This window comes from Streptomyces sp. NPDC007346 (assembly GCF_040703535.1).
Taxonomy (GTDB): domain Bacteria; phylum Actinomycetota; class Actinomycetes; order Streptomycetales; family Streptomycetaceae; genus Streptomyces.
Genome location: NZ_JBEYKR010000243.1, coordinates 1 through 6584, shown reverse-complemented (window position 1 = coordinate 6584; position 6584 = coordinate 1). Strand labels below are relative to the sequence as shown.

Below are 6584 nucleotides of genomic sequence, written 5' to 3'. Positions count from 1 at the left end.
GTCCGCGCCGACCAGTACGACGCCGAGCAGGTCGGCGAAGAGGGCGGCGAGCAACTCCTCCCGCCGGCCCGCCGGGGCGCGCCCGGTGACCTGGTCGGCGGGCCGGGGCGCGGGCAGGGCGTTGCGGTCCAGCTTGCCGTTGGGGGTGAGCGGGAGGGCGTCGAGCGGCAGGCAGAGCGCGGGGATCAGGTGGCCGGGCAGGACGGTGCGCAGCTCCTCGCGGACGCGGGCGGCCGTGGCCGCCCGCTCCTGCGGGGTGGTGCCGGGGAGCCCGGTGAGATAGGCGATGAGCCGGGGCGCGGGGTCGAAGGCGTCCTGGTGGGCGATCACGGCCGCGTCGGCGACCTCGGGGCGGGTGCGCAGGGCGGCGGCGACTTCACCGGGTTCGATGCGGTGGCCGCGGATCTTCACCTGGTGGTCCGCGCGCCCGACGATCTCCAGGGTGGAGTCCTCCCGCAGCCGGGCGAGGTCGCCGGTGCGGTACATGCGGCTGCCGGGCGGCCCGTAGGGGTCGGCGGTGAAACGCTCGGCGGTCAGCCCGGCCTGGCCCGCGTAGCCCTGGGCCAGGCCGTCCCCGGCGAGGTAGAGCTCCCCCACCACCCCGGCGGGCAGCGGGACGAGCCCCCGGCCGAGCACGTGGGCGCGGGTGTTCCACAGCGGGGTCCCGATGTGCGGGTGTGCGGCCTCCGCCGCGCCGAGCGCGCCCGCGGTGGACCAGATGGTCGTCTCGGTGGGCCCGTAGAGGTTGACCAGCCCGGCCCCCCGGTCCGCGAGCCGTCGGGCGAGGTCGGGGGCGAGGGCCTCGCCGCCGACGAGGGTGCGCAGACCCGTCACCCCCTCCTCGTCGTGGTCCAGGAGGGACCGCCACAGGGAGGGGGTGGCCTGCATGACGGTGGGGCGGGCGGTGCCGATCAGCGCGGCGAGGAGCGCCGGGTCGCGGACCTGTTCCCGGTCGGCGAGGAGCACCGTGCCGCCGGTGATCAGCGGCAGGAACAGTTCCGGTACGGCGATGTCGAAGCCGACCGTCGTGACCGCGAGCAGTCGCTCCCGCTCGGTGAACTCCAGGGTTTCGGCCAGGCAGAGCAGGAAGTTGACGACGGCCCCCGAGGTGACGACCACTCCCTTGGGGCGGCCGGTGGAGCCGGAGGTGTGGATGACGTAGGCCGGTGCGAGGGCGTGGGCGGGCCGGGGCGCGAGGGGCGCGGCTTCACCGACGGCGCGGGCGGTCTCCGGGTCGTCCAGGAGGAGGGCGGTACGCGGCTCGGCGCCGATGGTGCGGGCGGTCGCCCGGTCGGTGACCAGGAGTGCGGGCCCGGCGTCGGCGAGCAGCGTCCGGATCCGCGCGGCCGGGAAGCCGGGGTCGACCGGCAGATAGGCGGCCCCGGTCCGGACGACGGCCAGCAGGGCGACGAGGAGGCTCGCGCCCCGGGGCAGGCTGACGCCCACGAGGGTGCCCGGCCGGGCACCTCGCTCGGCCAGGAGCCGGGCCAGCCGGGCGGCGTGGGCGTCGAGTTCGCCGTAGGTCAGCCGCTCGTCGCCGCTGACGAGGGCGGTGCGGTCGGGGGTGCGGGCGGCCTGGGCGGCGCAGAGTGCGGCGAGGGTGGTGGGCGGGAGGGGGTGCGGGGCGGTGGCCGCCGGCGCCGTGGCCGGTGTGGGCGCGAGGGTGACGAGGGGGCGGGCCGGGTCGGCGGTGACCTGCTCCAGGAGACGCAGCAGCGCCTGGGCGAAGCGGTCGGCGGCCGGGGCGTCCCACAGGTCGGTGCGGTATTCGAGCTGCCCGGAGGCCGTGCCGGTGACCGGGTCCTCGCTGATGGTGCACTGGAGGTCGAACTTGGCCGCCCCCGTCGGTACGAGCCGTGGCCGGCCGCTCTGTCCGGGCAGGGCGGGCCGGTCGGGGAACTCCTCCCGTACGGCGAACAGCACCTGGAACAGGGGGCTCACCCCGGGCAGGCGGGGCGGGTTGACCTCGGCCACGATGCGGTCCAGCGGCAGCCGCCGGTGGGTGAGGGCGGCGAGGTCGTCGTGCCGGGTCCGCTCCAGCAGCTCCAGGAAGCTGGGGGTGCCGCCGAGGTCGCTACGCAGCGGCAGGGTGTTGATGAGGAAACCGACGCTGTCGTGGAGCGCTTCGTCGTCCCGTCCGGCGACCGGCGTGCCGATCACCAGGTCGTCGCCGCAGCCGAGCTGGGCGAGCGTGGCGACGAACGCGGCGTGCAGCACCATGAAGGAGGTGGTGCGGGTGGACCGGCCCAAGGCCGTTGTCCGCGCGTGGAGTTCGGCGTCGATGGTGAAGTCGTGGGTACGGGCCAGGCCGCCGGTCCTGGCGGGCCGGGGGCGGGCCCAGGGCAGGTGCAGTTGTTCGGGGGCGCCGCTGAGCCGGGTGCGCCAGTACGCGGTGTCGGTCGTCTCGGCCGCCGCCACGACGTCCCGCTGCCAGAGGGCGAAGTCGGCGTGGTCCACGGCGAGCGCCGGGCGGTCGGGGGGCGTGCCGTGGAGCCGGGCGGTGTAGAACGAGGCGAGGTCGTCGAGGAGCGGGGGCAGGGACCATTCGTCCGCCGCGATGTGGTGCAGAACGAGCAGCAGGGTCTGCCGGTCCGGCTCACCGCCGCCCTCGGGGACGACGGTGAACAGCGCCGCACGCAACGGGATTTCCCGTTCGATGGCGAACGGCCGCGACGCCATCTCGGTCAGACGTGTCGTCAGGTCGCTTACGGAGGCGGTCTGTTCGGTCAGCTCGGGCGGCGCCGACGCGGCGTCCAGGATGTGCTGCCGGGGCTCTCCTCCGTCGGCGGGGAAGACGGTGCGCAGGACCTCGTGGCGGGCGGTGAGGTCGGCCAGGGCGAGGCGCAGCACGGCCGGGTCGAGCCGCCCGGTGAGGTCCAGGGCCAGCGGAATGTTGTACGAGCCGTCCTCGCCCTCGCTCCGGCCGAGGAACCACAGGCGCCGCTGCCCGGCGGAGAGCGGCGGGTCGTCGGTCCGGGGGTGCCGGACCAGCGGGGGCACGGCGGCGGTCTCCCGGGACGCCTGGGCGTCCTCCAGCACGGGGGTGAGCCGGGCCGGGGTCGGGTGGTCGAACACGGCGCGTACCGGCAGTTCGACGCCGGTACGGGCACGGAGCGCGGTGACCAGCCGGGCGGCGGAGAGCGAGTGGCCGCCCAGGCGGAAGAAGTCGTCGTCGGGTGCCGCACCGGGCAGGGCGAGCACCTGGGCGAACAGGTCGCAGAGCAGCGCCTCGGCGCCGGGCCGTGGAGCGCGCCCCTGTCCGGCGCGGGGGCTCGCCTCGACGGCGGGGAGGGCGGCGCGGTCGGTCTTGCCGTTCGGGGTACGCGGCAGCCGGGGCAGGGCGACGAAGCGGCCGGGCACCAGGTGCTCGGGGAGCGTGGCGGCCAGGGCGGTGCGTAGAGGGTCGGCCCAGGGGGCGTCGGTGCCGGGGGTGGCTGAGGTGTCGGTGCCCATGCCGGTGCCGGCGTCGGCCGGGGTGCCGGTGCCGGTCGCGGTGCCGGTGCCGGTCGCGGTGCCGGTGCCGGTCGCGGTGCCGGCTCCGGCCCCGGTCAGGACGCAGTACGCCACCAGAGCCGGCTCGCCGTTCGGGCCAGGGGCCGCCGTGACCGCCGCTTCGGTCACCGAGGGGTGGGCCAGGAGCGCGGCCTCGATCTCGCCGGGCTCGACCCGGTGGCCGCGGATCTTCACCTGGTGGTCCGCGCGGCCGAGCACCTCCAGGGTGCCGTCGTCCCGGAACCGGGCGAGGTCGCCGGTGCGGTACATGCGGCTGCCGGGCGGCCCGTAGGGGTCGGCGACGAAGCGTTCGGCGGTGAGGCCGGTGCGGCCGAGGTAGCCGTCGGCGACCCCGTCCCCGGCGAGGTGGAGTTCGCCGGTCGCTCCGGTCGGGGCGGGGGCCAGGGCCCGGTCCAGGACGTAGGCGCGGGTGCGCCGCAGCGGCCTGCCGACGTGCGGCGCGGTGGTGTCGTCGAGGGTGGCGGCGGTGGACCAGACCGTGGTCTCGGTGGGCCCGTAGAGGTTGGCCGGCCCGTCCGCCTCCCGGGCGAGGGTGCGGGCCAGGTCGGCGGGGAGCGGCTCTCCCCCGCTGAGCGCGCGCAGGCCGCCGAGCGCGTCGGGGGCGGCGTCGGCCAGGACGCGCCAGAGCGAGGGCGTCGCCTGCATCACGGTGGGTTCGCTCGCCCGGATCAGCGCGGCGAGCGCGAAGGGGTCCCGTACCGCCTCCTCGTCCGCGAGCACGACCGTCGCCCCGCTGAGGAGGGGGACGAAGAGTTCGAGCGCCGCGATGTCGAAGGAGACGGTGGTGACGGCCAGCAGCCGGTCCTCGCCGGTCAGACCGAGCAGCCGGCCCATGGCGGCGAGCAGGTTGGCCAGGGCCCGCCGGGGAACCACGACCCCCTTGGGGCGGCCGGTGGACCCGGAGGTGTGGATCACGTACGCGGGATCGGCCGGGTGGACGGGCGGTACGGCGGTGGGCGGCGCGGGCGGCAGCGGGTCACGGACGGTTCCGCCGAGGTCGACGCCGAGCACGGGCGTCGCCCCGCCCCCGTCCGGCCCGGACCCACTCCCCGGCCCGGTCCAACCGTCCCGCCCGGTCCAACCGTCCGGCCCGGTCCCGCCGTCCGGCGTCCGGTCGGTGACCAGCAGCAGGGGCCGGCTGTCGTCGAGCATGTACCGCAGCCGGTCCGCCGGGTAGCGGGGATCCAGCGGTACGTACGCGGCACCGGCCGACGCCACGGCCAGCAGCGTGACCAGCAGGGCTTCGCTCCGGGGCAGCGCGACGGCGACCAGGGTGCCCCGGCCGGCCCCCCGGGCCCGTAGCTGGTCGCTCAACCGGCCCACCCGGTCGGCAAGTTCCGCGTACGTGAGGGTCCTCTCCCCGCAGCGCAGCGCCACCGCCCCCGGGGTGCGCCGTGCCTGCTCCGCGAAGCCTGCGGCGAGGTCGGGTGCGGGGGCGTCGTCGTCGACCGGGGTGTTGAACTCCTCCAGGAGTCGGTGGCGTTCGGCTCCGCCCACGAGCGCGAGGCGCCCCACCGGCGTGTCGGTGGCGCAGCGGGAGAGGCGGTCCAGCAGTCCGGCGAAGCGGTGGAGATGGGTGTCCAGCTCCCCGGCCCCGTACAGGTCGGGGTTGCCGTCCATGACGAGGTCGAGGCCGGTGAGGCCGTCCGGGCCGCCCCGCCCGCTCACGGTGACCGTGAGGTCCTCCACCGCCCCGGCGGCCAGTGAGTGCACCGACCCCGTGCAGTCGCCGAAGGCGATCTCGGTGGTGAAGGGCTTGATGTTCAGCTGCGGGCCGACCAGGCGCTTCCCGTCGCCGAACAGGCCGAGGTCCCGGCGCAGTCGTTCACCCCGGTAGCGCTGGTGGCGGCGCTGGTGGCGCAGGGTCTTCACGACCCGGCGCAGGAGGTCGCCGACGGGCTCGCGCTCGTCGACGGCGATCCGGAGCGGTACGACGTTGACGGCGGTGACGGGGAGTCTGGCGAGCACGCTGCCGGTGCGGTTGCTGACGGGCAGGCCGATCACGGCTTCGCCCGCCCCGGTGAGCCGGGTGAGGTAGAGGGCCCAGGCGGCGGTGACGGCTTCCGGCCAGGTGGCGCGGGCCTGCGCGGCGAAGGCGGTGAGCCGTTCGGCGTCGGCGGCGGCGAGGGGGAGCCCGGTGCGCAGGGCCCGGTGTGCGGGGCGGGTGGGTTCCGTGCGGGAGGGGGTCGCGGGGTGCGGGCGGTCGGCGAGCAGGTCGTGCCAGAACTCCGCGTCGAGCGCGTGCTGTTCGGACGCCGCGTACCGCCGGTCCTCGGCGACCGCGTCGCGGATCGAGCCGAACGTCGCGTCGGGCGGTGTGGTGCCCGCTCTCAGGTGGGCGTAGAGCTCGGCGACGCGTTCGGCGAAGCGGGCGTAGCCGTAGGCGTCCAGGAGGATGTGGTGGCAGCGGTGGTACCAGAGCCACCGGTGGTCCCCGGTGCGCAGCAGGGCGTGCAGCTGGAGCCGGCCGCCCTCCAGGTCGACGGGCAGGGCGAGTTCGTGGGCCATCCACGCGTGTGCGGCGGCCTGCGGGTCGCCTGCTTGGCGGAAGTCCAGCAGCTCGGGGCGGGCGGGCGCCACCGCTGCGGTCTCCTGCCAGGCCGTGTCCCCGTCGGTGGTGAAGCGGACGGAGAGCCCGTCGGCCTCGCCGGTGGCGCACGTCACCGCCGTCGCGAACGTCTGCTCGTCCAGCTCCCCGGTGAGCTCGACGTACTCCGCGGTGAGGTACGCGGGGTTCGCCGGGTCGAGTCGCTGCGCGGACCAGAGCCCGAGCTGGGCTTCGGTCAGCGGCAGACGTTCGCGGTCGGTGGTCATGCGCAGTCTCCCGGCGGGAATACTCACCGGACTCCGGTGAGGCGGACAGGGGCGTTGACGGGACGGGCTCGGGCGGGGCGGGCGATGACGGACGTACGAGGGCGGCCCGTGCGGGGCCGGGGCGTACGGGAACGGGGCGTACGGGGCCGGGCCGTGCGGGGCAGGGCCGTGCGGGGCGGGGCCGTGCGGGCACGCCGATGAGACCGTCGGCGTGGCGGCGCGACGGGAGCGGTGGTGGGTGCGTACGGGCCATCGAC

At 76.4% G+C, this 6584-nt stretch carries 1 protein-coding gene; it reads right to left on the bottom strand.

Annotated elements, in window-relative coordinates:
- A partial coding sequence (locus tag AB0917_RS33205) for an amino acid adenylation domain-containing protein (RefSeq protein ID WP_366823434.1) occupies positions 1 to 6327 on the bottom strand: 6327 nt, incomplete at its 3' end.
- Positions 6328 to 6584: the final 257 nt, after the last annotated feature.